This is a genomic window from Klebsiella sp. KTE92 (genome assembly GCF_000398905.1).
Classification (GTDB): Bacteria; Pseudomonadota; Gammaproteobacteria; order Enterobacterales; family Enterobacteriaceae; genus Klebsiella; species Klebsiella variicola.
The window spans coordinates 5,340,067-5,362,851 of record NZ_KB976100.1 but is presented as its reverse complement, the minus strand read 5'-3'; the positions used below and the strand labels follow the sequence as shown (position 1 = coordinate 5,362,851).

Genomic DNA, 22,785 nt, shown 5'->3' with positions numbered 1-22,785 from the left:
AACATGCGTCAGGGGGTGTAAAACAACGTAAAGTCATGGATTAGCGGGCCTTGATGACGTAATTTCTGCCTCGGAGGTATTTAAAAGATGAATAAAATCCTGTTAGTTGATGATGACCGGGAGCTCACCTCCCTGTTAAAAGAGCTGCTCGATATGGAAGGTTTTAACGTGCTGGTGGCCCATGATGGGGAACAGGCGCTGGCCCTTCTGGACGACAGCGTTGATTTATTGCTGCTCGACGTAATGATGCCGAAGAAAAACGGTATTGATACGCTGAAAGAGCTGCGTCAGACACACCAGACCCCGGTTATCATGCTAACAGCGCGCGGAAGCGAGCTGGATCGCGTTCTCGGCCTTGAGCTGGGCGCGGATGACTATTTGCCTAAGCCGTTCAACGATCGTGAACTGGTGGCCCGTATACGCGCGATTCTGCGCCGTTCCCACTGGAGCGAGCAGCAGCAGACGACCGAAGCCGGATCGCCAACGCTGGAAGTGGATGCCTTAAGCCTCAATCCGGGCCGTCAGGAAGCCAATTTCGATGGCCAGACGCTGGAGCTCACCGGTACCGAGTTCACCCTGCTCTATCTGTTAGCGCAACATCTCGGCCAGGTGGTGTCGCGTGAACATTTAAGCCAGGAAGTGTTAGGCAAGCGCCTGACGCCGTTCGACCGCGCCATCGATATGCATATTTCCAACCTGCGGCGTAAGCTGCCGGAGCGCAAAGATGGCCATCCGTGGTTTAAAACGCTGCGTGGCCGCGGGTATCTGATGGTTTCCGCTTCATGATTGGAAGTTTGACTGCACGCATCTTCGCCATCTTCTGGCTCACGCTGGCGCTGGTGTTGATGCTGGTGCTGATGTTGCCCAAACTGGATTCCCGGCAGATGACCGAGCTGCTGGAAAGCGAGCAGCGTCAGGGCATCATGATCGAGCAGCACGTCGAGGCCGAGCTGGCCAACGATCCGCCAAACGACCTGATGTGGTGGCGCCGTCTGTTTCGCGCCATCGATAAATGGGCGCCGCCGGGACAACGCCTGCTGCTGGTGACCAGCGAAGGCCGCGTGATCGGCGCAGAACGCAACGAGATGCAGATCATTCGTAACTTTATCGGCCAGGCCGATAATGCCGATCATCCGCAGAAAAAACGCTATGGCCGCCTGGAAATGGTGGGCCCGTTTTCCGTCAGGGACGGTGAGGATAACTATCAGCTCTATCTGATTCGTCCCGCCAGCACCTCACAATCCGACTTTATCAACCTGCTGTTTGATCGACCATTGCTGCTGCTGATCGTCACGATGCTGGTCAGCGCCCCGCTGCTGCTGTGGCTGGCGTGGAGCCTGGCGAAACCGGCGCGTAAGCTGAAAAACGCCGCCGACGAAGTCGCCCAGGGCAACCTGCGCCAGCATCCGGAGCTGGAAGCCGGGCCGCAGGAGTTCTTAGCCGCTGGCGCCAGCTTTAACCAGATGGTCACCGCGCTGGAGCGGATGATGACCAGCCAGCAGCGGCTGCTGTCTGATATCTCGCATGAGCTGCGCACACCACTTACGCGCCTGCAGTTGGGCACCGCCCTGCTGCGTCGCCGCAGCGGTGAGAGCAAGGAGCTGGAGCGCATCGAAACCGAGGCGCACCGGCTGGACAGCATGATCAACGACCTGCTGGTGATGTCGCGCAATCAGGCCAAAAATGCCCTGGTCAGCGAGACGGTGAAAGCCAATCAGCTGTGGGGCGAAGTGCTGGACAACGCGGCGTTTGAAGCCGAGCAGATGGGTAAATCTTTCACCGTTGAATATCCGCCGGGCCCCTGGCCGCTGTACGGTAACCCTAATGCGCTGGAAAGCGCGCTGGAGAATATCGTCCGCAACGCCCTGCGCTACTCGCACACGAAGATTTCCGTCAGCTTCTCGGTGGATAAAGACGGGATTACGGTTAACGTCGACGACGACGGCCCCGGCGTCAGCCCGGAGGATCGCGAACAGATTTTCCGGCCATTCTACCGGACCGACGAGGCGCGCGACCGCGAGTCCGGCGGCACCGGCCTGGGGCTGGCGATTGTCGAAACCGCTATTCAGCAACACCGCGGTTGGGTGAAGGCCGACGACAGCCCGCTGGGTGGTTTGCGCTTAACCCTTTGGCTGCCGCTGTATAAGCGCACCTGACTCTGTCCCGGCTTGCGCTGCGCTAAGCCGGGAGCATCCCCGAAAATACTCAATGTGGGGGAATTATTTCCCCCACAATCTCCGCGAACTATCCTCGATCTTACCGCTTAAACGCCGCTTCTGCAGCGTTCGGCTCCAGCTCACCGACAGGCCCGCAGCCGACAATAAACGATGATACTGATCATCATCAAACGGCATCTGCCAGGCAATCGCCCCGGCCTCATGGACACTGACATCGCTCAGCCGGGAAACCAGTTCTAGGGGCGCATCGCTGGAGACTTGCCCCCCGGCAATCACCCGATACAACCAGCCGGTCTTCCCGCTGTTTTGCACCAGCTGCGCCATATCACCGACCGCAAAATGAAAGTTGAGCTTGAAGCACGGCGATCGCGGCTGGGTGACCTGGATCAGCGCCTCGCCCCAGCGAAAGATATCGCCGATATAAACATTTTGCTCGGTAAGCCCGGTGGTGGAGAGGTTTTCGCCGAACGCCGGCGCGCAGAAGCGCTCGGCCTGCTGGGGGAATTCACGCATCCAGTCGGCATAGTGTTCGCGCGGATAGTGGCACAGCGCGCGGTCCGGCCCGCCGTGAATTTTCTTCTCCGCCTGCTCATCCCCATCGAGGCCGAGATCGCCGAGCTGCAATTCGCCATCGACCTGGATTTTGCCGATCGCGCTGGGGCGACTGCCCGCGTAGTCCCTGATTTTGCCGACAAAGACATTCACCGGATAATGCATGGCTGCTCTCCTTGCTACAGATATAAAAAAAGCGAGTCATCAGACTCGCTTCTCTCTTAGCGCAATGCAACCTTATTTTTTAGCGGCAAAACGCGCTGCAGCTTCGTCCCAGTTCACTACGTCCCAGAAAGCTTTGATGTAGTCCGGGCGACGGTTCTGGAATTTCAGGTAATAAGCGTGTTCCCACACGTCCAGACCCAGGATCGGGAAGCCGGAAGCGCCGGAAATGGCTTCGCCCATCAGCGGGGAGTCCTGGTTGGCGGTGGAGACAACGGCCAGTTTGTCACCTTTCAGGACCAGCCACGCCCAGCCAGAGCCGAAACGGGTCGCAGCGGCTTTTTCGAATTCCGCTTTGAAATTGTCTACAGAGCCGAAATCGCGCTCGATAGCCGCTTTCAGGTCGCCCTGCAGGGTGGTGCCGGTTTTCAGGCCTTTCCAGAACAGGCTGTGGTTAGCGTGGCCGCCCGCGTTGTTACGCAGTACGGTCTTTTTGTCAGCCGGCAGCTGATCCAGCTTGGTGATCAGCTCTTCAGCGGACAGGTTAGCGAACTCCGGCAGGCTTTCCAGCGCGGCGTTGGCATTGTTCACGTAGGTCTGATGGTGTTTAGTGTGATGGATCTCCATCGTCTGCTTGTCGAAGTGCGGTTCCAGAGCATCGTAAGCGTACGGCAGGGATGGCAGGGTATAGCTCATAATCATCTCCATTATTGTCGAGCGGCTCAAGTGTTAACGCCGCGTAAGCAGTTTGTCCATTATAGTTAATTAAATGGTATTGAAAATGCTTATCAATGCCGTATTTTTCATATGGATATAACCAGAAGAAATACCCGCCATTTTGTGATGTAGAACAACTAATTAAGCCCATGGTTGCCAGGGTTCGCCATCCTGTGGCAACGGCTTGAAGGCGGCCAAAGCGGCTAATTTTTACACTCATCACATCGGAAGCCGCCGTCTCCGATAAAAAAAGATGAGGATAAAATCAATGAACCACGCGATTACGATGGGTATTTTTTGGCATTTGATAGGGGCCGCCAGTGCCGCCTGTTTCTATGCCCCGTTCAAAAAAGTAAAACACTGGTCGTGGGAAACCATGTGGTCGGTTGGAGGGATCGTCTCCTGGCTGATCCTGCCCTGGGCCATCAGCGCCACACTGTTACCCGATTTCTGGGCCTACTACCGCTCCTTTAACGCCTCCACGCTGCTGCCGGTCTTTCTGTTCGGCGCCATGTGGGGCATAGGTAATATCAACTATGGCCTGACCATGCGCTATCTTGGCATGTCGATGGGGATTGGCATCGCCATTGGCATCACGCTGATTGTCGGCACGCTGATGACGCCGATTATTAACGGTCAGTTTGCAGTGCTGATGCACACCCAGGGCGGTCAAATGACGCTGCTCGGCGTGCTGGTGGCGGTGATTGGCGTCGGCATCGTCACCCGCGCGGGCCAGTTGAAAGAGCGCAAAATGGGCATCAAAGCCGAAGAGTTCAATCTGAAGAAAGGACTTCTGCTGGCGGTGATGTGCGGCATCTTCTCAGCAGGGATGTCGTTCGCGATGAACGCCGCCAAACCGATGCATGACGCCGCCGCAGCGCTCGGCGTCGACCCGCTGTACGCGGCGCTGCCAAGCTACGTAGTCATTATGGGCGGCGGGGCGCTGGTCAACCTCGGCTTCTGCTTTATTCGTCTGGCGAAAGTGAAGAACCTGTCAGTCAAAGCCGATTTCTCGCTGGCCAAACCGCTCATCATCAGCAACCTTCTGCTCTCCGCCCTCGGCGGCCTGATGTGGTATCTCCAGTTCTTCTTCTATGCCTGGGGCCACGCCAGCATTCCGGCGCAGTATGACTATATGAGCTGGATGCTGCACATGAGTTTCTACGTGCTGTGCGGCGGTCTGGTGGGTCTGGTGCTGAAGGAGTGGAACAACGCCGGTCGTCGTCCGGTGAGCGTCCTGAGCCTCGGCTGCGTGGTGATCATCATCGCCGCCAATATCGTCGGCCTGGGAATGGCCAGTTAACCACCGGGTCATCAGCCAGACAACGACGGTCTTCAGGCGGCGGCGCGACTGCGCTGCCGCCACTGCCCCGGCGACATGCCGATTTCCCGGCTAAAAACCACCGAAAAGTAGTTACTGTCCTCAAAGCCGCACTGCATGGCGATATCGCCGATTAAGCGCTCGGTATGCTGCAGCAGATACTGCGCATGGCAGATCCGCAGCTGGCGTAAATAGTGATTGATGGTCATCCCGGTTTGCTGGCGAAACTGCTGGCGAAGCGCCCGCTCGCTGCCGCCCTCCTGCTCGCAGAAACGCTCCAGAACAAAGGGGCGGCTGAGGCTGGCCGCCAGCGCGGCCAGCAATTTGTCCAGCAGCGCTTCGCGCTGCGTCGCCGCGGGATCATCCGTCGCGTAGCGATGGCGCTGCAACGTCAGCGCCAGCTGGGCAAAAAGCAGTTCGGCCATCGCATTTCCCTGCGCGTCGCGCCGGGCGCACTCATGCTCAAGCTGGCTAATCACCTGGCGCGCCTGCGCCATACCTGTGCTGCCCATGCGCCAGTGGGGCTTCCACGGCGTGCCAAAGAGGCCAGGGATCGTCCCCGCCCAGTCAAAATTGAGCTGCAGCCGCTCCGGGCAATAGATGATGTTCTGCAGGACTAAATCATTGACCGAAGCATAGGAGTGTTTATCTTCGGCGCGAATATAGAACAGATCGCCGCGGGTAATGCGCCAGGGGCGATCGTTAAGGACGTGCAGCCCGTTGCCGCGCCACACCAGCACCAGCTCGCAGAACTCGTGGGTATGCTCGGCAAAAACGTTTTGCGGGTAGCGGTCAGCCACCGCCACTGCCTGCGTGGCGGAAGGGAAAAACTCCTCTTTACGTAGAATCAGACCGGCCACGGTTCACACTCCAAACGCGGATAAGGGCGCATTATTCGCGTTTTTAGCCCGCAATACGTTGACTCTTCTCGCGTTACTGAAGAATGGCGTCGCGGCCCTGGCGGATATCGCGCGGCGACCAGTCAAATTCGCGGCGAAAAAGCGTCGAAAAGTGGTTACTGTCGCCGAAGCCGCAGCGAAAAGCGATATCAGTCACGCTTTCATCGCTGTGGCGCAGCAGATGCCGGGCCTTCATCAGGCGCACCCGATTAAGATAGCGCTGCGGCGTCAGGCCGGTCTGCTGCTTCAGCTGGCGGTGCAGGGTACGCAGCGACAGCGAAAACTGCGCCGCCACCTCCTCCCAGCAGATCTCCTGGGCAAAATGATCTTCCAGCCAGGCCAGCAGCTGATTCAGCCGCGCATCATTGTTGGTGGCCTCTTCCGCAAGACTGCTTTTACGCAACAGCACCAGCAGCTGCATAAACAGGATCTCACGGCTGGCGACGGCATGGGTATCCGTTTCGCTCCCCATGGCCTCCATCTGCGCCACGATATGCCGAACCTGCTGCAGGACCGTCTGGTTCACCCGCCAGTGCGACGGGTAGTTCCCCTCCTGCTCCTGGGGCAGCAGTTGGCTGACCCCGGCGAGAAAACGAAACGCATCCGGCGCGCGATAGAGCACATTGGTCAGACACAGATTGTCCGTATGCTCGTAAAGATGCCGGTCGTGATCGCGAATAAAGCAGACCGAACCGCCGCCGATGGTATAGGGCTGACCATTGAAGACGTGAATACCCGTGCCCTGCTCCACGATGACAATTTCATGGAAATCATGGTGATGTTCCGGAAAGGCCGACTGAGGGAGGCGGGGTTCAATAGCCACCGTCGAGATCCCGGCCTTAAAGAAATCCGTACTGTGCAATATGGTCATGATGCCACCCTCGTAATGAGAAAAATTATCAGTCACCGGCTGATAGTAATGAAGGGTTGGCTATCCGGCCTTCAATTTTTGACCATGAAATTCGTAAATCCTGCCGCTTTTTCAAGAATCAGTCGGAAAGATACGGAACTGCGGACGCCATCACATCCCCCTCGCCACCCCCTAAAACCGCAAATTGTGATTTCCCTCACGGTCACCTTTGCTTTCTTGCCAGCGGCCAGTTTTGACTGTCCGTAGCGAGAAGGTGTCAGTAAGCGGCCTTTTTTAGACTGCGGACAATGATTTTAAGAAGGGTCTTTCCATGAGTATTCGTCATTGTGTCGCCGTCGATTTAGGCGCCTCCAGCGGGCGGGTGATGCTCGCCAGCTATCAGTCCGGGCCACGCGCCCTGACCCTGCGGGAAATCCATCGCTTCACCAACAGCCTGCAGAAGGTGGATGGCTTCGACTGCTGGGATGTGGATAGCCTGGAAGGCGAGATCCGTCGCGGGCTGGAGAAAGTGTGTGAGCAGGGCATCCTGATCGACAGTATCGGCATCGATACCTGGGGGGTGGATTATGTCCTGCTGGATAAGCAGGGCCAGCGCGTCGGACTGCCGATCTCCTATCGCGACGACCGCACCCAGGGCCTGCTACGTCACGCTGAAGAACAGCTGGGCCGGGCGGAGATCTATCGCCGCAGTGGTATTCAGTTTCTGCCGTTTAACACCCTTTACCAGCTGCGCGCCCTGGTGGAGCAGCAGCCGGAGCTGGTCAGTCAGGCCGCGCATGCCCTGCTGATCCCCGACTATTTCAGCTTCCGCCTGACCGGCAATCTGAACTGGGAATATACCAACGCCACCACCACCCAGCTGGTTAACATCAATAGCGATAGCTGGGATGAGACGCTGCTGAACTGGACCGGCGCGCCGTTGGCGTGGTTCGGAACGCCGACCCACCCCGGCAATGTGATTGGTCACTGGATCTGCCCGCAGGGCAACCGTATTCCGGTGGTCGCTGTCGCCAGCCACGACACCGCCAGCGCGGTGATCGCCTCTCCGCTGGCCGACCGTGATGCCGCCTATCTCTCCTCCGGCACCTGGTCGCTGATGGGGTTTGAGAGCCTGACCCCATACAACTGCGACGCGGCGCTGCAGGCCAATATCACCAACGAAGGCGGAGCGGAAGGCCGCTACCGGGTGCTGAAAAATATCATGGGCCTGTGGCTGCTGCAGCGGGTGCTGAAAGAGCAAAACGTCAGCGACCTGCAGGGGCTGATCGCCCGCACCGCCGCGCTACCGGCGTGCCGCTTCATGATTGACTGCAACGATGACCGCTTTATCAACCCGGCCAGTATGAGCGCCGAGATCCAGGCCGCCTGTCGCGATGCCGGGCAGCCCGTTCCTGAAAGCGATGCCGAGCTGGCGCGCTGCATTTTCGACAGCCTGGCGCTGCTCTACGCCCGGGTGCTTAACGAGCTGGCGGCGCTGCGCGGCGAGCCCTTCAGCCAGCTGCATATCGTCGGCGGCGGCTGCCAGAACGCGCTGCTTAACCAGCTGTGCGCTGACGCCTGCGGGATCGCCGTCGTGGCCGGCCCGATAGAAGCCTCCACCCTCGGCAATATCGGCATCCAGTTAATGACCCTCGACGAGCTGGCCAATGTCGATGAGTTTCGTCAAGTGGTGCGCGACAACGCGGCGCTCACCGCTTTTACCCCCAATCCTGATAGTGAAATTGCCCGTTTCGTGGCGCAGTTTCAGCCACAACAGACCAAGGAGCTTTGCGCATGACCACTCAACTTGAACAAGCCTGGGAAATTGCTAAGCAGCGCTACGCCGCCGTCGGCGTGGATGTCGAGGAGGCCCTGCGCCAGCTGGACCGTCTGCCCGTCTCCATGCACTGCTGGCAGGGTGACGACGTCGCCGGTTTCGAAAACCCGGCGGGAAGCCTGACCGGCGGCATCCAGGCGACCGGCAACTACCCAGGCAAAGCGCGCAATGCTGAAGAGCTACGCGCCGACCTTGAGCAGGCGCTGAGCCTGATCCCGGGACCAAAGCGTCTCAACCTGCACGCTATTTACCTGGAATCCGACGCGCCGGTAGCGCGCAATGAGATTAAGCCGGAGCACTTTAAAAACTGGGTTACGTGGGCGAAAGCCAACAAACTGGGGCTGGATTTCAACCCCTCCTGCTTCTCGCATCCGCTGAGCGCCGACGGCTTTACCCTGTCGCACGCCAACGATGAGATCCGCCAGTTCTGGATCGACCACTGCAAAGCCAGCCGTCGCGTATCCGCTTATTTTGGCGAACAGCTGGGTACCCCATCGGTGATGAATATCTGGGTGCCGGACGGCATGAAAGATATTACCGTTGACCGCTTCGCGCCGCGCCAGCGGTTGCTGAATGCCCTTGATGAAGTGATCAGCGAGAAGCTCGACCCGGCGCACCATATTGACGCCGTGGAGAGCAAGCTGTTCGGCATCGGCGCCGAAAGCTACACCGTCGGCTCCAACGAGTTCTATATGGGCTACGCCACCAGCCGCCAGACGGCGCTGTGCCTCGATGCCGGCCACTTCCACCCGACGGAAGTGATCTCCGACAAAATCTCTGCCGCCATGCTCTACATCCCGCGCCTGCTGCTGCACGTCAGCCGCCCGGTACGTTGGGACAGCGACCACGTGGTGCTGCTGGATGATGAAACCCAGGCCATCGCCAGTGAAATCATTCGCCACAACCTGTTTGACCGCGTGCACATCGGCCTCGACTTCTTCGATGCCTCCATCAACCGCATCGCGGCCTGGGTAATTGGTACCCGCAATATGAAAAAAGCGCTGCTGCGCGCCCTGCTGGAACCGACCGCTCAGCTTCGTCAGCTGGAGAACGACGGCGATTACACCGCCCGCCTGGCGCTGCTCGAAGAGCAAAAATCGCTGCCATGGCAGGCCATCTGGGAGATGTACTGTCAGCGTCACGACACGCCGGCGGGCAGTCAGTGGCTGGACAACGTACGGGCTTATGAGAATGCGGTTCTGAGCCAGCGCGGGTAATGCACGGGCTTTCCCGGGTCGCGGCTGACGCCTTACCCGGGCTACGAACTGCGCGATGTTGCCAGAGCGCACCGAACAGTTCCCTCTCCCCTGTGGGGAGAGGGTTAGGGTGAGGGGCTACCCCCACCAAATCAACAGGAAAGACAAGACTATGCAGACCATTATCGACGCCTGGTTCGTCCAGGGCATGATCAAAGCCACCTCCGACGCCTGGCTGAAAGGCTGGGACGAACGCAACGGCGGCAACCTGACGCTGCGTCTGGATGAAGCGGATATCGAACCTTATGCGGCGGATTTCCACGCCAAACCGCGTTACATCGCCCTCAGCCAGCCGATGCCAATCCTGGCCAACCAGCCATTTATCGTCACCGGCTCCGGCAAATTCTTCCGTAACGTCCAGCTCGACCCGGCCGCTAACCTCGGCGTGGTAAAGGTCGACAGCGATGGCGCGGGATACCATATCCTGTGGGGCCTCACCGAGGATGCCGTACCGACCTCCGAGCTGCCGGCACACTTCCTGTCGCATAGCGAGCGCATCAAACTGACCGGCGGCAAAGACCGGGTGATCATGCACTGCCATGCCACCAACCTGATCGCCCTGACCTATGTTCTGGAGAACCACAGCGATCTGTTCACCCGCAAGCTGTGGGAAGGTAGCACCGAATGTCTGGTGGTCTTCCCGGACGGCGTCGGCATTCTGCCGTGGATGGTGCCGGGCACCGATGAAATCGGCCAGGCGACCGCCGAAACCATGCAAAAACACTCGCTGGTGCTGTGGCCATTCCACGGCGTCTTCGGCAGCGGCCCCACGCTGGATGAGACCTTCGGCCTGATCGACACCGCCGAGAAGTCCGCCGAAGTGCTGGTGAAAGTCTTGTCCATGGGCGGGATGAAGCAGACCATCACCCGCGAAGAGCTTATCGCCCTTGGCAAACGCTTCAACGTGCAGCCGCTGCAGTCCGCTTTAGATCTTTATCCATAACAACATCGCGCCCCGCTCACCGAGACGGGGCGAAACATCACCTGCAAACCCTACAAAACTAACTCATGTGGAGTAAAAGCAATGAAAACAAAGACAAGCTTGATCCTCACCGTTGCCGCCCTGGCGTTGTCCGGTTCCGCCTTAGCAGAAGTTAAGATCGCCCTTGTGGCGAAATCGCTGGGAAATGGCTTCTTCGAAGCCGCCAACGTTGGCGCCCAACAGGCAGCCAAAGAGTTAGGTGATGTCAAAGTGATCTACACCGGCCCGACCACTACCACCGCCGAAGCGCAGATCGATGTGCTGAACGGGTTGATCGCCCAGGGCGTGGATGCGATCGCCATTTCCGCCAACGATCCGGACGCCGTGGTACCGGTGCTGAAAAAAGCGATGCAGCGCGGCATCAAGGTGGTCTCGTGGGACTCCGGCGTGGCGCCGGCAGGCCGCCAGATCCATCTTAACCCCTCGAATAACGCCTTAATTGGCGAAACCAACGTCAAGCTCGCCGCCGATGCGCTGAAGGCGCTGAACGTTGAGAAAGGCGAGGTGGCCGTGTTAAGCGCCACCCCAACCTCCACTAACCAGAACATCTGGATTGAGGAGATGAAAAAGGTGCTGCCGCAGTATCCGTCCGTACAGCTGGTCACCGTCGCCTACGGGGACGATCTGTCGGATAAAAGCTACCGCGAAGCGGTGGGCCTGCTGAAATCATATCCGGACCTGAAAGTCATTGTTTCGCCGTCGTCGGTGGGCATTGTTGCCGCCGCGCAGGCGGTGAAGGATCAGGGCAAAATCGGCAAAGTCTATGTCACCGGGCTGGGGCTGCCGTCGGAAATGGCCGGCGCGATCAAGTCCGGCGCCAGCAAAAGCTTCGCCATCTGGAACCCGATTGACCTGGGCTACGCCGCCACCTATCTGGCCGACGATTTAGTCAAAGGCACGGCGACCAAAACCGAAGCCAGTATGGGCAAGCTGGGCAAAGTGAAGCTGGATGCTGAGGGGAATGGCGCGATGGCCGAGCCGTTCGTCTACGATGCGAGCAACATCGATAAGTTCTCGAAAATTTTCTAACCCTTGTTCCCTCACCCCGGCCCTCTCCCGGAGGGAGAGGGGGAAAGGCTGGTCCTCTGCACGATGTGGCCAGCGGACGCCGGACCGTTCCCACGCCCCTTTGGGGAGAGGGTTAGGGTGAGGGGTGATTTTTGTGGAGAACTATCATGTCAGCATCAACGCCACTGCTGTCGCTGAAGGGGATCACCAAGATTTTTCCCGGTGTGCGCGCCCTTGAGAACGTGCAGCTTGATCTCTGGCCCGGCAAAGTGACCGCCTTAATCGGCGAAAACGGCGCGGGGAAATCCACGCTGGTCAAAGTGATGACCGGTATTTATCAGCCCGAAGAGGGCGAGATCCTCTATAAAGCGATCCCTATTCATCTGCCAACGCCGGAATCGGCGCATAAGGTAGGGATCACCGCCATTCACCAGGAAACCGTGCTGTTTGACGAACTCTCGGTCAGTGAAAATATTTTCGTCGGCCAGTATCTGTATAAGGGACTGTTAAAAACGCTCGACTGGCCGGCGATGCACCGCAGAGCCAGCGAGATCCTCACCCGGCTGGAAGTCCAGATCGACCCGCGGGCCACGCTGAAAACCCTCAGCATCGCCCAGCGGCACATGGTGGCGATTGCCCGGGCGCTGGCTTTCGACGCCCAGGTGGTGATCCTCGATGAGCCGACCGCCGCCCTCTCCCAGCATGAAATCCTGGAGTTTTATCACATCGTTGAGCGTCTGAAGCAGGACGGCAAAGCGATCCTGTTTATCTCGCATAAGTTCGATGAAATTTTCGAGCTGGCCGATTATTACACCATCCTGCGCGATGGGGTGTACGTCAGCTCCGGGGCGATAAGCGACATCACCGAAGAGCGAATGGTGTCGATGATGGTGGGCCGGGCGATCACCCAAACCTACCCGAAAATCGACTGCACGCCCGGAGAAACGGTGCTGGAGGTGACCGATCTCTGTCATCCTACCGAGTTTGCCCATATCAGCTTCCGCCTGCGCAAGGGCGAAATTCTCGGCTTTTACGGCCTGGTGGGCGCCGGACGCACCGAGCTGATGCAGGCGCTCTCCGGTGTCTCGCGTCCCTCCTCCGGCGAGATCCGCCTGAACGGCAGCCCCATGCGCTTTCGCCAGCCCGCCGACGCCATCCGCGCGGGCATCGTCTGCGTGCCGGAAGAGCGGCAGAAACAGGGGGCGATCATCGCCCTGCCCATCGCCCAGAACATCAGTCTGCCGCAGCTCAGCAAGCTCAATCCTAACGGCGTCCTGAACGACGCCCGGGAATGGCGGCTGGCGGACGAGTACGCCTCGCGCCTGCAGGTTAAAGCCTTCAGCTGGCGGCAGCCGGTGGAGACCCTCTCTGGCGGCAACCAGCAGAAAGTGGTGATCGGCAAATGGCTGGCGACCCATCCCGAGGTGATTATCCTCGATGAGCCGACCAAAGGCATCGATATCGGCTCAAAAGCCGCCGTGCATCAGTTTATGTCCGAGCTGGTCAGCCAGGGACTGGCGGTGATTATGGTCTCGTCAGAGCTGCCGGAAGTGATGGGCATGGCCGACCGGATTATCGTGATGCACGAAGGGCTGATGGTCGCCGAATACCAGGCCGGTGAAGCGACAGCGGAAACCATCGTTAGCGCCGCCAGCGGCATCGGCCAGGAGGCGGCATGATGGGACACGCATGGCTTAAACATCGCGAAGCGCTGCTGGCGGTGGTCATCATTTTGATGATCGGCGCCATCGGCAGCCGGGCGCCGTCGTTCGTTTCACCGGGCAATCTGGTGGAGATGTTTAACGATACCGCCATCCTTATCATCCTCGCCCTCGGGCAGATGATGGTGTTGCTCACCAAAGGCATCGATCTGTCGATGGCCGCCAACCTGGCGCTGACCGGGATGATCGTCGCCCTGCTTAACGCCCACTATCCGGGTATTCCGGTGGTGGCGCTGCTGGCACTGGCAACCCTGCTGGGCCTGCTGATGGGGATGATTAACGGCCTGCTGGTCTGGCGCCTCGGCATTCCCGCCATCGTGGTGACCCTGGGCACCATGAGCATTTATCGCGGCATTATCTTCCTGCTGACTGACGGCGGCTGGGTTAACTCACATCAGATGAGCGCTGATTTTCTCAGTCTGCCGCGCAGCACGCTCCTGGGATTGCCGCTGCTGAGCTGGTGCGCCATCGCCGCGCTGCTGCTGGTGGGTTATTTCCTGCGCTACAGCCGCACCGGCCGGGCCTTATACACCGCGGGCGGCAACGCGACGGCGGCGTACTACACCGGCATTAACGCCGGAAAAATGCAGTTCGTCAGCTTCTGTCTCTCCGGCGCGCTGGCTGGCTTCTGCGGCTATCTGTGGATCTCGCGCTTCGCCGTCGCCTATGTCGACGTGGCGAACGGCTTTGAACTGCAGGTGGTCGCGGCCTGCGTGATCGGCGGTATCAGCACCATGGGCGGAAGCGGACGGGTGCTGGGCTGCCTGTGCGGCGCGCTGTTCCTCGGGGTCATCAATAACGCCCTGCCGGTGATCGGCATCTCGCCCTTCTGGCAAATGGCGATCTCCGGGGCGGTGATCGTCATGGCGGTGCTGCTCAACGAGCGCGGCAATCGCGGTCACGGGCGGTTAATCCTGCGCAACGCGGCGTTAGCCCGACAGAAACAGGCGGTGAAATCATGAGCAAGATGATGGTATCTGAAGAGATGAAAAACGCCCCGGCCGCGCCGTCGCCGCTGCGCCGCCTGCTGTGCTGGGAAGGGTTTTTACTGGCGGTCACCCTGGCGGTATTTATCGGCAACGCGGTGGCTTCCCCGTACTTCCTCAATATCTGGAACCTCTCGGACGCGACCTTTACCTTTACCGAGAAGGCGATCGTCGTCCTGCCGATGGCGATGCTGATTATCGCCCGGGAAATCGATCTGTCGGTGGCCTCGACGATGGCGCTCAGCTCAACGGTGATGGGCCTCTGCGCGGCAGCGGGGGTGGACACGCCGCTGCTGGTGGTCATCGGCCTGGGCGTAGGTCTGCTGTGCGGCCTGTTCAACGGCTTGCTGGTGACTCGCTTTAACCTGTCGTCCATTGTGATCACCATCGGCACCATGAGCCTGTATCGCGGCATCACCTATATCCTGCTGGGCGATCAGGCGCTCAATCACTATCCGGAGAGCTTCGCCTGGTTCGGCCAGGGCTACGTGTGGGGGGCGCTCTCTTTTGAGTTTGCGCTGTTTATCCTCCTCGCGGCCGCCTTCACCTTCCTGCTGCATAAAACCAACTTTGGTCGCCGGACCTACGCCATCGGCAATAACCCGACCGGCGCCTGGTTTTCGGGGATCAACGTTAAGCGTCATAACCTGGTGCTGTTCGCGCTGGTCGGGCTGATGGCCGGGCTGGCGGCGGTCCTGCTGACCTCACGGCTCGGCAGTACCCGCCCTACCCTGGCAATGGGCTGGGAGCTGGCGGTTGTCACCATGGCGGTGCTCGGCGGCGTCAATATTCTCGGCGGCTCCGGCAGCATGCCCGGGGTGATCATTGCCGCCTTTCTGATGGGGCTGGTGACCTTCGGCCTGAGCCTGCTGAACGTCCCCGGTATCGTGATGTCGGTGATTATCGGCGCCATGCTGATCGTGGTGATCTCCCTGCCGATTATGACCCGGCGGATGATGCAGCGAAGACGATGTTAATTTCCCCCTCACCCTGGCCCTCTCCCCAAGGGAGAGGGGACTGCCCGGCGCACGCAGGCAGCCTGTAGTCCGGGACCGGTTTTCCCCCTCTCCCTGCGGGAGAGGGCTGGGGTGAGGGGAAACGGATTTTCCAAAATCAACATTAAGGAGAATTATCATGAGTTTTATGTTGGCACTACCTAAAATCAGCCTCCACGGCGCAGGCGCTATCGGTGATATGGTCAAGCTGGTAGCGGGCAAACAATGGGGCAAGGCGCTGATCGTCACCGACGGTCAACTGGTGAAGCTGGGCCTGCTGGACAGTCTGTTTTCTGCGCTGGATGAACAGCAGATGGCTTATCAGCTGTTTGACGGCGTGTACCCCAATCCCACCGAAGCGCTGGTGCAGCAAGGCTACGCGGCGTACCAGGCGGCCCGCTGCGATTACCTGATCGCCTTCGGCGGCGGCAGCCCGATTGATACCGCCAAGGCGATAAAAATCCTCACCGCCAACCCTGGTCCCTCCACCGCATACTCCGGCGTCGGCAAAGTGAAAAACGCTGGCGTGCCGCTGGTGGCCATCAACACCACCGCCGGCACGGCGGCGGAGATGACCAGCAACGCCGTGATTATCGATAGCGAGCGGCAGGTAAAAGAGGTGATTATCGACCCGAACCTGATCCCGGATATCGCCGTCGACGACGCCAGCGTGATGCTCGACATCCCGCCAGCCGTTACCGCCGCCACCGGCATGGATGCCCTGACCCACGCCATCGAGGCCTTTGTCTCCGTTGGCGCCCATCCCCTGACCGACGCCAACGCCCTCGAGGCCATTCGCCTGATCAACCTGTGGCTGCCGAAAGCGGTAGACGATGGTCACGATCTGCAGGCCCGCGAGCAGATGGCGTTTGGCCAATACCTGGCGGGCATGGCGTTCAATAGCGCCGGTCTCGGGCTGGTACACGCCCTGGCCCATCAGCCTGGCGCCACCCACAACCTGCCGCACGGGGTGTGCAACGCCATCCTGCTGCCGATCATCGAAAACTTTAACCGCCCGAACGCGGTGGCGCGCTTCGCCCGCGTGGCGCAGGCGATGGGCGTCGATACTCGCGGCATGAGCGATGAGGCTGCCAGCATGGAGGCCATCAATGCCATCCGCACGCTGAGCAAACGCGTAGGGATCCCCCAGGGTTTCAGCCAGCTTGGCGTCAGCAAAGCCGATATCGAAGGCTGGCTGGATAAAGCGCTGGCCGACCCTTGCGCGCCGTGTAACCCGCGCCCCGCCAGCCGCGATGAGGTTCGCGAGCTCTATCTGGAGGCCTTATGATCCGTAAAGCTTTCGTCATGCAGGTGAACCCCGACGCGCACGAGGAGTACCAGCGCCGCCATAACCCCATCTGGCCGGAGCTGGAAGCGGTGCTGAAGGACCACGGCGCGCACCATTACGCCATTTATCTCGATAAAGAACGCCATCTGCTGTTCGCGACGGTGGAGATTGAGTCGGAAGCCCGCTGGGAGGCGGTTGCCAGCACGGAAGTATGCCAGCGCTGGTGGAAATACATGCGCGAGGTGATGCCCAGCAACCCGGACAACAGCCCGCTGAGCGCGGAGCTCAAAGAAGTGTTTTATCTGGCGTGAAATCATGGCTGCCTCGCTGTGCTGAGTGGGGCAGCCGTTTTCAGCGCTGAGTAGGACGACTTACTCTGCGCCGTTGCGTCTCCTGCCGGTTTATTCCATCTCTATATTGCCGGGAGCTGGCGTAGCCCTGAAGGCATTCGTCGCTCTGTCCATCATCACCTGTTGGCTATTGCCGCAATCAAGTATCGTGTTTTGAGACGACGCTTTTTCTACCAGCACCGCGACCGCATCAAGGGCTTTTAATCTATCCGTCGTCAGCAAAGCGCTGACCTGAGCCGCAAAGCAAGCGTCCTCTTCGGAAGGGTGCGCCTGCTGCACTGACGCTTCCGTGGTCGCAACAATATGATTATTCGCAAGGTAGTTTCCTTTACCGGCAACCAGCCGGATGATGACCGGCTTTATTCCCTGTGGCCGAAGATACTGGATATCAATAGTTTCGGAAATATGATTGGCAATAACCGAGTTATTACTACCATTGATATGCAGCAGACCATAGGCATCATCCAGGCCATTGTCATAGGTCTGCATCGGCGGCCAGGGTTCGCGATCGCGGAAAAAATGATTTGCAGCGATGAGATTCTCCGCACAGTTATTTTCAAGAACCAACATTCCTGGATAAAATGAGTGCAATCGATTACTAGTAACGCTAGAACGAACAACGCCAGATAAATGAACGCTGCTGGCGCCACGCGGAAAGATATTGTTACCGGAAATCAATAACCCACCGAAGTTTTGGGCATAAATCGAATAACCTTTATAGCCTGCGCCAATCAGATTATCGGTTATTTTAGAAGCCTGTCCGGCGCCACGAAGCTCGATGCAGTTGCCGCATTCGGCGATAAAGTTATTATGGATAGCCATAGCATCACTATTGTACGTCGTGAGACCATGCTCAAGATAGATAAATCCCATGCCTGTAATCCGGAAAGCATCCTGAGCGCTGGCGATATAAATCCCTGTTTTGCCGTTAATATAGCTATTTTCCGGATCGTTGTTTCCCAATCCATCATCAATAAAGTGCAGGCCATCAATACAGAAGTTTTCAAACGCCACCGAACTAATTCGCGGCGCTCCGCTGCGTTTCACGTAAAATGCAGCGCCAGCATGTTCTTCATCGCCGGGATACACACAAATATCGACCAGAATACGGCTACCACCCGGCCAAACATCATGCAAATACGCCCACTCGACAGCCGGCGTATTGAAACGAATACTTGAGGAGACAAAACCGTGTCCGGCACCCATAATTTTTAAATAACTGATATCGATAAAAACCTGCGTCTTGAGATGATAATCGCCGGGCGGAATATAGATAACGGCGCCAGGTTTCCCGCCGTTATTAACATCAGTTGCGGTTTGTCGTTTTTTAATATCGAGGATAATACTGTTAATAACCTCCCCAATATCCTTATAAGGATTACCGATATGCCACTGCGTCACGTCATAATAATTATTATGCGTCATAAAGAACCTCCTCTGATATGAAAAGAAAATCACTTAAAACATTCTAGTTTCATTAAGACTGATATTGAATGATAAATAATACGGATAGCCTGCTCCCCTACCCATTAACCGCGTCCTTTTTCCAGTTCACGTTTTGCAAGATCGGCTTTGATTTTTTCAAGGAAGGCGTTATTCAGCTTGAAGTAGCGCACCAGATACGCACTAATGAAATAACTCACCATCGGCAGCAGTGAGAACATCATGATAATGCCTTGAATGGTCTGGGAATTTTGCTGTGGTTCATTAGCGATATAGCCGGTAAACGCCAGAATCCAGGCGACGATTGCGCCAGCCACCGCCAGCCCCATTTTGAGCATAAAAAGGTTACCCGCGAAAGAGATACCGGTCAGGCGTTTACCGAACTTCCAGTCACCGTAGTCATCGACATCGGACATCATCGCCCACAGAATGGGGCCAGATTGAATTAAATGCAGAACGTTAATGACGATAAATAGCGCCATCAGCGGGGTCAACGATTGCGGATCGATAAACCACAGCGCCAATGACAGAAACCCGAGAATAATATTAATAATACGGAACAGCGCCAGCTTATCAAAGCGATCGGTAAGCGGTTTGGCAAGCACGCTGCCCAGCATATTACAGGCCACGCCCAGCGCCATAAAGAAGGTAATAAATCCGACAGACGCCTTCATGACATAAGTCGCATAATAAATAGTGACGCCACCGCGGATAAATGCCGGAAAAACGTTCAGGAAAGTAATAGAGATCATTAAGAGCCACTGATCGTTTTTGATAATATCCCGCAGGTCTTTCTTCAACGACTCGTTTTGCTTAACCGATACCACCCGCTCTTTAATGCTGGAAAAGCAGAACAGGAACATCAGCGTTGCCGCCCCGCCCATAATGACCATGGTCAGCTGGAAACCGGAGGCGCGGTCGCCGTTACCCAGCCAGTCGGTTAACGGCAGAATAGAGGAGGAGATAATTAATGTTGCCAGGCCATTCAGGAAAAAGCGCCATGACAGACAACCCATGCGCTCTTTTTGATTGAGGGTAATGACGCCGCCGACGGAGCAATAGGGAATATTAATCGCGGTATAAATCAGCGACATGACCAGATAAGTAACCCAGGCATAGATAATCTTTCCGTTCATGCTGAGTTCTGGGGTAGTGAACATCAGTACCGCGCCTAGACCAAACGGAAGCGCCATCCATAATAGCCATGGACGGAATTTTCCCCAGCGTGACACCGTGCGGTCGCAGATTGCCCCCATCAGCGGATCGCTAAACGCGTCAAAGATGCGAATAACGAGGAATAATGTACCCACCACCCCGGCATTGAGGCCATAGACATCGGTATAAAACCACGTCAGATAGAGCGCCAGTACACTCCATATCATTCCTGAACCAGCGTCCCCCATCCCGTAGCCGATCTTCTCCCTCAACCCCAGCTTTTCATAAGCACTTGGCTTTTCCATTGCGGTAGCAGACATAAATATACCTATTTTTTGTTAAAAGGAGCCCATGGCGCAAATTGTCGCGCCATTTCTAAACATATATCCCTTACAGGGAAGTAATATTAATTTTTACGCTGCTCTCACGAACAATTAACCGAGAGACAATTTCGTGCATTTCAATACTGTCCGGCTGCTGTTGATGCTTCACCATCTGAAACGCGAGGTGAGCAATTTCATTTACCGGCTGTGCAACGCTGGTTATTTTTTTAGTTTGTGCCAGCAAGGTATTGTCAAAACTGGCAATCGCAACATCTTCAGGAATGGAGATGCCTTTTTCTTTTAGCCCATCGATAATATAATTTGCCGCAATATCGTTATACACTAGTAGACATGTACAGATTCGCTTCGGATCGCTGAGTTTCGCAATAATATCATCAAGAATGCTAATATGGCCTGATATCTTTTCCCCCTCACCTTTGGCTATCCAGAACGAATTATCTTTAGCAAGTTTTAAACCATGACTCGCTATTTTTTTGGTATACGATGAAACCTTACGATTATCAACCCCTTCCTGGGCAACAAAGCCAAACGAAAGATGGCCTGTATGAATAAAATGTTCCGCAATACTTTCTGCCCCCCGGTCCTGGTTAATCGATACGGAGTTAAAGAACCGGGACACCTGGGTGACGACGGCGACCGGGATCCGGGTAATACTTAACCATTCTGAAAGTTCGACTTCTGCTTCTGTCGGCACCCATAGCAAGCTGTCAATGCCCATCCCCACCAAGGTCTGAATAATGTGTTTATCCTGCTGCGGCTGGTTCTGATGCGTTTTAACGATCACCGATTTGCCGATATACCGGGCCTCTTCTTCCACCGTCGCCAGCAGTTCACAGAAGTGAGGGTTCACCAGGTTAGGCAAAACCACACCAATCAACCCTGAACATTTACCGCTAAGCTGAAACGAACTTTTGCTGGGGACATAGCAGAGATAATCCATCGCATCACGCACAGCCTGCCGCGTTTCCGGCACGACGCTGGGATGATTGTTGAGCACTCGCGATACGGTTGCTGTCGAGACCCCAGCTCTTTTCGCTACGTCTTTAATAGATGCCATGATGATTGAACATACCCTCTAACAATGGTGTTCACTATAAATTGTGATCTCTGCCAAGAATGTAATCCAGTTCACATGTTGCTGCGTTACATAGATCCATACTCTGGCCTCGCATTTTTATTTTACTGGCCATCGTTATTCATTTACGTTCCTTGAGAGAAATTAATGAACTCAAAAGATATCAATATTTTTAGGCAGGAAAAACAGAGGAGTGATTATATCATTACCCCTCATCACGGGGATGAGGGGGTTAGCTATTCAAGTATTAATACTTCTTTACTGAAGAAAAATAATCCATAGCCCTTTCATGTGTTTCTCATATTTAACATATCAACTTTCTTATCTTTCAGGCACACTCCTGTGCCATGAAATTTCGGAGATTAAACAATCATCGCATTATCCCGAAGCGGCTCGGTTTTCGCCTTACCCGCTAACGTAAACGCGGAGATTAAGGTAACCGTCAGAGCAATACCGCCGAGGATCATATAGGTCTCCTGGAAGCCGATCCGATCATACATATTGCCGGCGAACGCGGAGAGAAAGATCGCCGCCACCTGCTTGGCGAACTGGAAGCCTACCAGATAAATCGTCGCCGACAGCCGGACATCAAACACGCCGGTAATGTATTTAAAGGCGCCCACCAGCAGGAACGGCACCTCCAGCGCATGGAGCATTTTCAGCGCTACGACTTCCGCGGCGGTGGTGGCGAAGGAAGAGCCAATCATTCTGGCCGCCATCACCATCCCGGCGATCAGCAGGGTATTCTTCGCCCCGATGCGGTTAATAATCCACGGCGAGCTGAACATAATGATGGCGTTACATATTTCTCCCGCGGTGGTCGCGAAACCAAAGGCGCGGGTGCCCGCTTCCGGGGTCGCAAAGAACGATTTGAAGAAGGTGGCGAATTGCTGATCGAAAACGTCATACACGCAGGCCACGCCGATAACATACAGAATAAACATCCACATCTTACGCTGGCGGAACATGCGCACCGCCGTTTTTAAATCGATCGCCGGGCGATTGGCGCCGAGCGAATCCATCACCTGCGCGGACTGACTGGCCTGCGGTTTGGCGATGGCCACCAGTACCACCAGCAGCAGCGCGGCGGCCGACCCCATCCAGAACACCCATTCGGGATTAATGCTGAACAGCATTCCGGCGGTGGTCGCGCACAACGCCCATCCCAGACAGCCAAAGGTGCGCGCCTTGCCGTATTCAAACCCGCTGTTGCGGCTTACCCGTTCGATATAGGCCTCCATCGCGCCGGCACCTGCGGAGAATACAAAGCCGATATAGGCGCCGCCGCTCAGCGCCCCGAGCCAGATGTTGGTTTTCAGCAGCGGAGCGAAAACATAGAGGAAGAAGGGAGCAATCAGCACCAGCAGAACAGTCACGATCCACATCAGGTGTTTTTTCAGCCCCAGCTTGTCAGAGATCACCCCGAGGACCGGCTGGAAACAGATGGCGAACAGCGACAGGCTGGAGAAAACGAGGCCGGTTTCGGTTTTATTCAGGCCGATGACGTCCGACAGCCAGATCGGCAGAAACGGAAAGCAGGTGGCCATGATGAAGAAGTAGAGAAAGAAGAACAGCCCGAAAATCCAGAAGTTGGGGTTGTTTTTGTGGGTACAGACGGTCGGGTTCATTATATTTTCCTCAAGAAGGGCCGCGACGCGGCCCGATAC

At 56.8% G+C, this 22,785-nt stretch carries 20 protein-coding genes; 12 read left to right on the top strand and 8 right to left on the bottom strand.

The annotated features are described in order from the left end of the window. Positions 1-87 precede the first annotated feature (87 nt). Both cpxR and cpxA read left to right on the top strand, forming a co-directional pair. Entirely contained in the window at positions 88-786 is a 699-nt protein-coding gene (cpxR, locus tag A1WC_RS00485; RefSeq protein ID WP_002882901.1) for an envelope stress response regulator transcription factor CpxR, read from the top strand. Continuing rightward, positions 783-2,156, top strand: a complete 1,374-nt coding sequence (cpxA, locus tag A1WC_RS00490) for an envelope stress sensor histidine kinase CpxA (protein WP_008807874.1) — start codon at positions 783-785, stop codon at positions 2,154-2,156. The genes cpxR and cpxA overlap by 4 nt, the downstream gene beginning before the upstream one ends. A 63-nt stretch (positions 2,157-2,219) precedes the next feature. Here cpxA and yiiM read toward each other — a convergent pair whose 3' ends face one another. Both yiiM and sodA read right to left on the bottom strand, forming a co-directional pair. After that, positions 2,220-2,894, bottom strand: a complete 675-nt coding sequence (gene yiiM, locus A1WC_RS00495) for a 6-hydroxyaminopurine reductase (RefSeq protein ID WP_016162050.1) — start codon at positions 2,892-2,894, stop codon at positions 2,220-2,222. Between the two features lie 72 nt (positions 2,895-2,966). Then, positions 2,967-3,587 carry a superoxide dismutase [Mn] gene (gene sodA / locus A1WC_RS00500; protein WP_004203668.1) on the bottom strand — a complete coding sequence of 207 codons (621 nt, stop codon included), beginning with the start codon at positions 3,585-3,587 and terminating at the stop codon, positions 2,967-2,969. A 289-nt stretch (positions 3,588-3,876) separates the two neighbouring features. On the opposite strand from sodA, the gene rhaT reads away from it, so the two are divergent. After that, positions 3,877-4,911 (top strand): L-rhamnose/proton symporter RhaT, encoded by a 1,035-nt coding sequence (rhaT, locus tag A1WC_RS00505; protein ID WP_012969219.1) that lies wholly within the window; start codon positions 3,877-3,879, stop codon positions 4,909-4,911. A 32-nt stretch (positions 4,912-4,943) separates the two neighbouring features. Here the strand turns inward: rhaT and rhaR are convergent, their stop codons facing one another. Both rhaR and rhaS (A1WC_RS00515) read right to left on the bottom strand, forming a co-directional pair. Further along, on the bottom strand, positions 4,944-5,789 hold the full coding sequence (gene rhaR, locus A1WC_RS00510; protein ID WP_008807878.1) for an HTH-type transcriptional activator RhaR: 846 nt from the start codon (positions 5,787-5,789) through the stop codon (positions 4,944-4,946). A gap of 73 nt (positions 5,790-5,862) precedes the next feature. Beyond that, positions 5,863-6,699 (bottom strand): HTH-type transcriptional activator RhaS, encoded by an 837-nt coding sequence (gene rhaS / locus A1WC_RS00515; protein WP_008807880.1) that lies wholly within the window; start codon positions 6,697-6,699, stop codon positions 5,863-5,865. A gap of 310 nt (positions 6,700-7,009) precedes the next feature. Here rhaS (A1WC_RS00515) and rhaB point away from each other — a divergent pair, with 310 nt between their 5' ends. From rhaB to rhaM, 9 genes are all read left to right on the top strand, one after another. Next, positions 7,010-8,476, top strand: coding sequence for a rhamnulokinase (gene rhaB / locus A1WC_RS00520; RefSeq protein ID WP_016162049.1), 1,467 nt, complete (start codon positions 7,010-7,012; stop codon positions 8,474-8,476). Further along, positions 8,473-9,732 (top strand): L-rhamnose isomerase, encoded by a 1,260-nt coding sequence (gene rhaA, locus A1WC_RS00525; RefSeq protein ID WP_012543272.1) that lies wholly within the window; start codon positions 8,473-8,475, stop codon positions 9,730-9,732. The genes rhaB and rhaA overlap by 4 nt, the downstream gene beginning before the upstream one ends. Positions 9,733-9,883: 151 nt before the next feature. Next, positions 9,884-10,714, top strand: coding sequence for a rhamnulose-1-phosphate aldolase (gene rhaD / locus A1WC_RS00530; protein ID WP_008807883.1), 831 nt, complete (start codon positions 9,884-9,886; stop codon positions 10,712-10,714). 81 nt (positions 10,715-10,795) lie between these two features. Beyond that, complete coding sequence (gene rhaS, locus A1WC_RS00535) at positions 10,796-11,782, top strand: rhamnose ABC transporter substrate-binding protein (RefSeq protein ID WP_008807884.1); 987 nt, start codon at positions 10,796-10,798, stop codon at positions 11,780-11,782. Between the two features lie 146 nt (positions 11,783-11,928). Continuing rightward, positions 11,929-13,440 carry a sugar ABC transporter ATP-binding protein gene (locus tag A1WC_RS00540; RefSeq protein ID WP_016162048.1) on the top strand — a complete coding sequence of 504 codons (1,512 nt, stop codon included), beginning with the start codon at positions 11,929-11,931 and terminating at the stop codon, positions 13,438-13,440. After that, positions 13,437-14,444 carry an ABC transporter permease gene (locus tag A1WC_RS00545; RefSeq protein ID WP_016162047.1) on the top strand — a complete coding sequence of 336 codons (1,008 nt, stop codon included), beginning with the start codon at positions 13,437-13,439 and terminating at the stop codon, positions 14,442-14,444. Before A1WC_RS00540 ends, A1WC_RS00545 begins: the two co-directional genes overlap by 4 nt. Continuing rightward, the gene (locus A1WC_RS00550; RefSeq protein ID WP_016162046.1) at positions 14,441-15,445 is read left to right on the top strand and encodes an ABC transporter permease; all 1,005 of its coding nucleotides are present in this window, start codon (positions 14,441-14,443) and stop codon (positions 15,443-15,445) included. Before A1WC_RS00545 ends, A1WC_RS00550 begins: the two co-directional genes overlap by 4 nt. Before the next feature lie 157 nt (positions 15,446-15,602). After that, on the top strand, positions 15,603-16,751 hold the full coding sequence (fucO, locus tag A1WC_RS00555) for a lactaldehyde reductase (protein ID WP_016162045.1): 1,149 nt from the start codon (positions 15,603-15,605) through the stop codon (positions 16,749-16,751). Further along, positions 16,748-17,062 (top strand): L-rhamnose mutarotase, encoded by a 315-nt coding sequence (gene rhaM / locus A1WC_RS00560; protein ID WP_002882870.1) that lies wholly within the window; start codon positions 16,748-16,750, stop codon positions 17,060-17,062. Before fucO ends, rhaM begins: the two co-directional genes overlap by 4 nt. 90 nt (positions 17,063-17,152) lie before the next feature. Here rhaM and A1WC_RS00565 read toward each other — a convergent pair whose 3' ends face one another. The 4 genes from A1WC_RS00565 to A1WC_RS00580 all read right to left on the bottom strand — a co-directional run bounded on the left by A1WC_RS00565 (position 17,153) and on the right by A1WC_RS00580 (position 22,746). Then, complete coding sequence (locus A1WC_RS00565) at positions 17,153-18,526, bottom strand: NosD domain-containing protein (protein ID WP_016162044.1); 1,374 nt, start codon at positions 18,524-18,526, stop codon at positions 17,153-17,155. A 104-nt stretch (positions 18,527-18,630) separates the two neighbouring features. Next, positions 18,631-20,019, bottom strand: a complete 1,389-nt coding sequence (locus tag A1WC_RS00570) for a glycoside-pentoside-hexuronide (GPH):cation symporter (RefSeq protein WP_004187899.1) — start codon at positions 20,017-20,019, stop codon at positions 18,631-18,633. A gap of 70 nt (positions 20,020-20,089) precedes the next feature. Next, entirely contained in the window at positions 20,090-21,100 is a 1,011-nt protein-coding gene (locus A1WC_RS00575; protein ID WP_016162043.1) for a LacI family DNA-binding transcriptional regulator, read from the bottom strand. 380 nt (positions 21,101-21,480) lie between these two features. After that, on the bottom strand, positions 21,481-22,746 hold the full coding sequence (locus A1WC_RS00580; RefSeq protein WP_016162041.1) for an MFS transporter: 1,266 nt from the start codon (positions 22,744-22,746) through the stop codon (positions 21,481-21,483). Positions 22,747-22,785 lie beyond the last annotated feature (39 nt).

Bases quoted from the DNA above. Each gene is read 5' to 3' on its own strand.
- cpxR (WP_002882901.1), top strand. From the start codon at position 88: ATGAATAAAATCCTGTTAGTTGATGATGACCGGGAGCTCACCTCCCTG.
- cpxA (WP_008807874.1), top strand. From the start codon at position 783: ATGATTGGAAGTTTGACTGCACGCATCTTCGCCATCTTCTGGCTCACG.
- yiiM (WP_016162050.1), bottom strand. From the start codon at position 2,894: ATGCATTATCCGGTGAATGTCTTTGTCGGCAAAATCAGGGACTACGCG.
- sodA (WP_004203668.1), bottom strand. From the start codon at position 3,587: ATGAGCTATACCCTGCCATCCCTGCCGTACGCTTACGATGCTCTGGAA.
- rhaT (WP_012969219.1), top strand. From the start codon at position 3,877: ATGAACCACGCGATTACGATGGGTATTTTTTGGCATTTGATAGGGGCC.
- rhaS (WP_008807880.1), bottom strand. From the start codon at position 6,699: ATGACCATATTGCACAGTACGGATTTCTTTAAGGCCGGGATCTCGACG.
- rhaB (WP_016162049.1), top strand. From the start codon at position 7,010: ATGAGTATTCGTCATTGTGTCGCCGTCGATTTAGGCGCCTCCAGCGGG.
- rhaA (WP_012543272.1), top strand. From the start codon at position 8,473: ATGACCACTCAACTTGAACAAGCCTGGGAAATTGCTAAGCAGCGCTAC.
- rhaD (WP_008807883.1), top strand. From the start codon at position 9,884: ATGCAGACCATTATCGACGCCTGGTTCGTCCAGGGCATGATCAAAGCC.
- rhaS (WP_008807884.1), top strand. From the start codon at position 10,796: ATGAAAACAAAGACAAGCTTGATCCTCACCGTTGCCGCCCTGGCGTTG.
- A1WC_RS00540 (WP_016162048.1), top strand. From the start codon at position 11,929: ATGTCAGCATCAACGCCACTGCTGTCGCTGAAGGGGATCACCAAGATT.
- A1WC_RS00545 (WP_016162047.1), top strand. From the start codon at position 13,437: ATGATGGGACACGCATGGCTTAAACATCGCGAAGCGCTGCTGGCGGTG.
- A1WC_RS00550 (WP_016162046.1), top strand. From the start codon at position 14,441: ATGAGCAAGATGATGGTATCTGAAGAGATGAAAAACGCCCCGGCCGCG.
- fucO (WP_016162045.1), top strand. From the start codon at position 15,603: ATGAGTTTTATGTTGGCACTACCTAAAATCAGCCTCCACGGCGCAGGC.
- rhaM (WP_002882870.1), top strand. From the start codon at position 16,748: ATGATCCGTAAAGCTTTCGTCATGCAGGTGAACCCCGACGCGCACGAG.
- A1WC_RS00565 (WP_016162044.1), bottom strand. From the start codon at position 18,526: ATGACGCATAATAATTATTATGACGTGACGCAGTGGCATATCGGTAAT.
- A1WC_RS00570 (WP_004187899.1), bottom strand. From the start codon at position 20,019: ATGTCTGCTACCGCAATGGAAAAGCCAAGTGCTTATGAAAAGCTGGGG.
- A1WC_RS00575 (WP_016162043.1), bottom strand. From the start codon at position 21,100: ATGGCATCTATTAAAGACGTAGCGAAAAGAGCTGGGGTCTCGACAGCA.
- A1WC_RS00580 (WP_016162041.1), bottom strand. From the start codon at position 22,746: ATGAACCCGACCGTCTGTACCCACAAAAACAACCCCAACTTCTGGATT.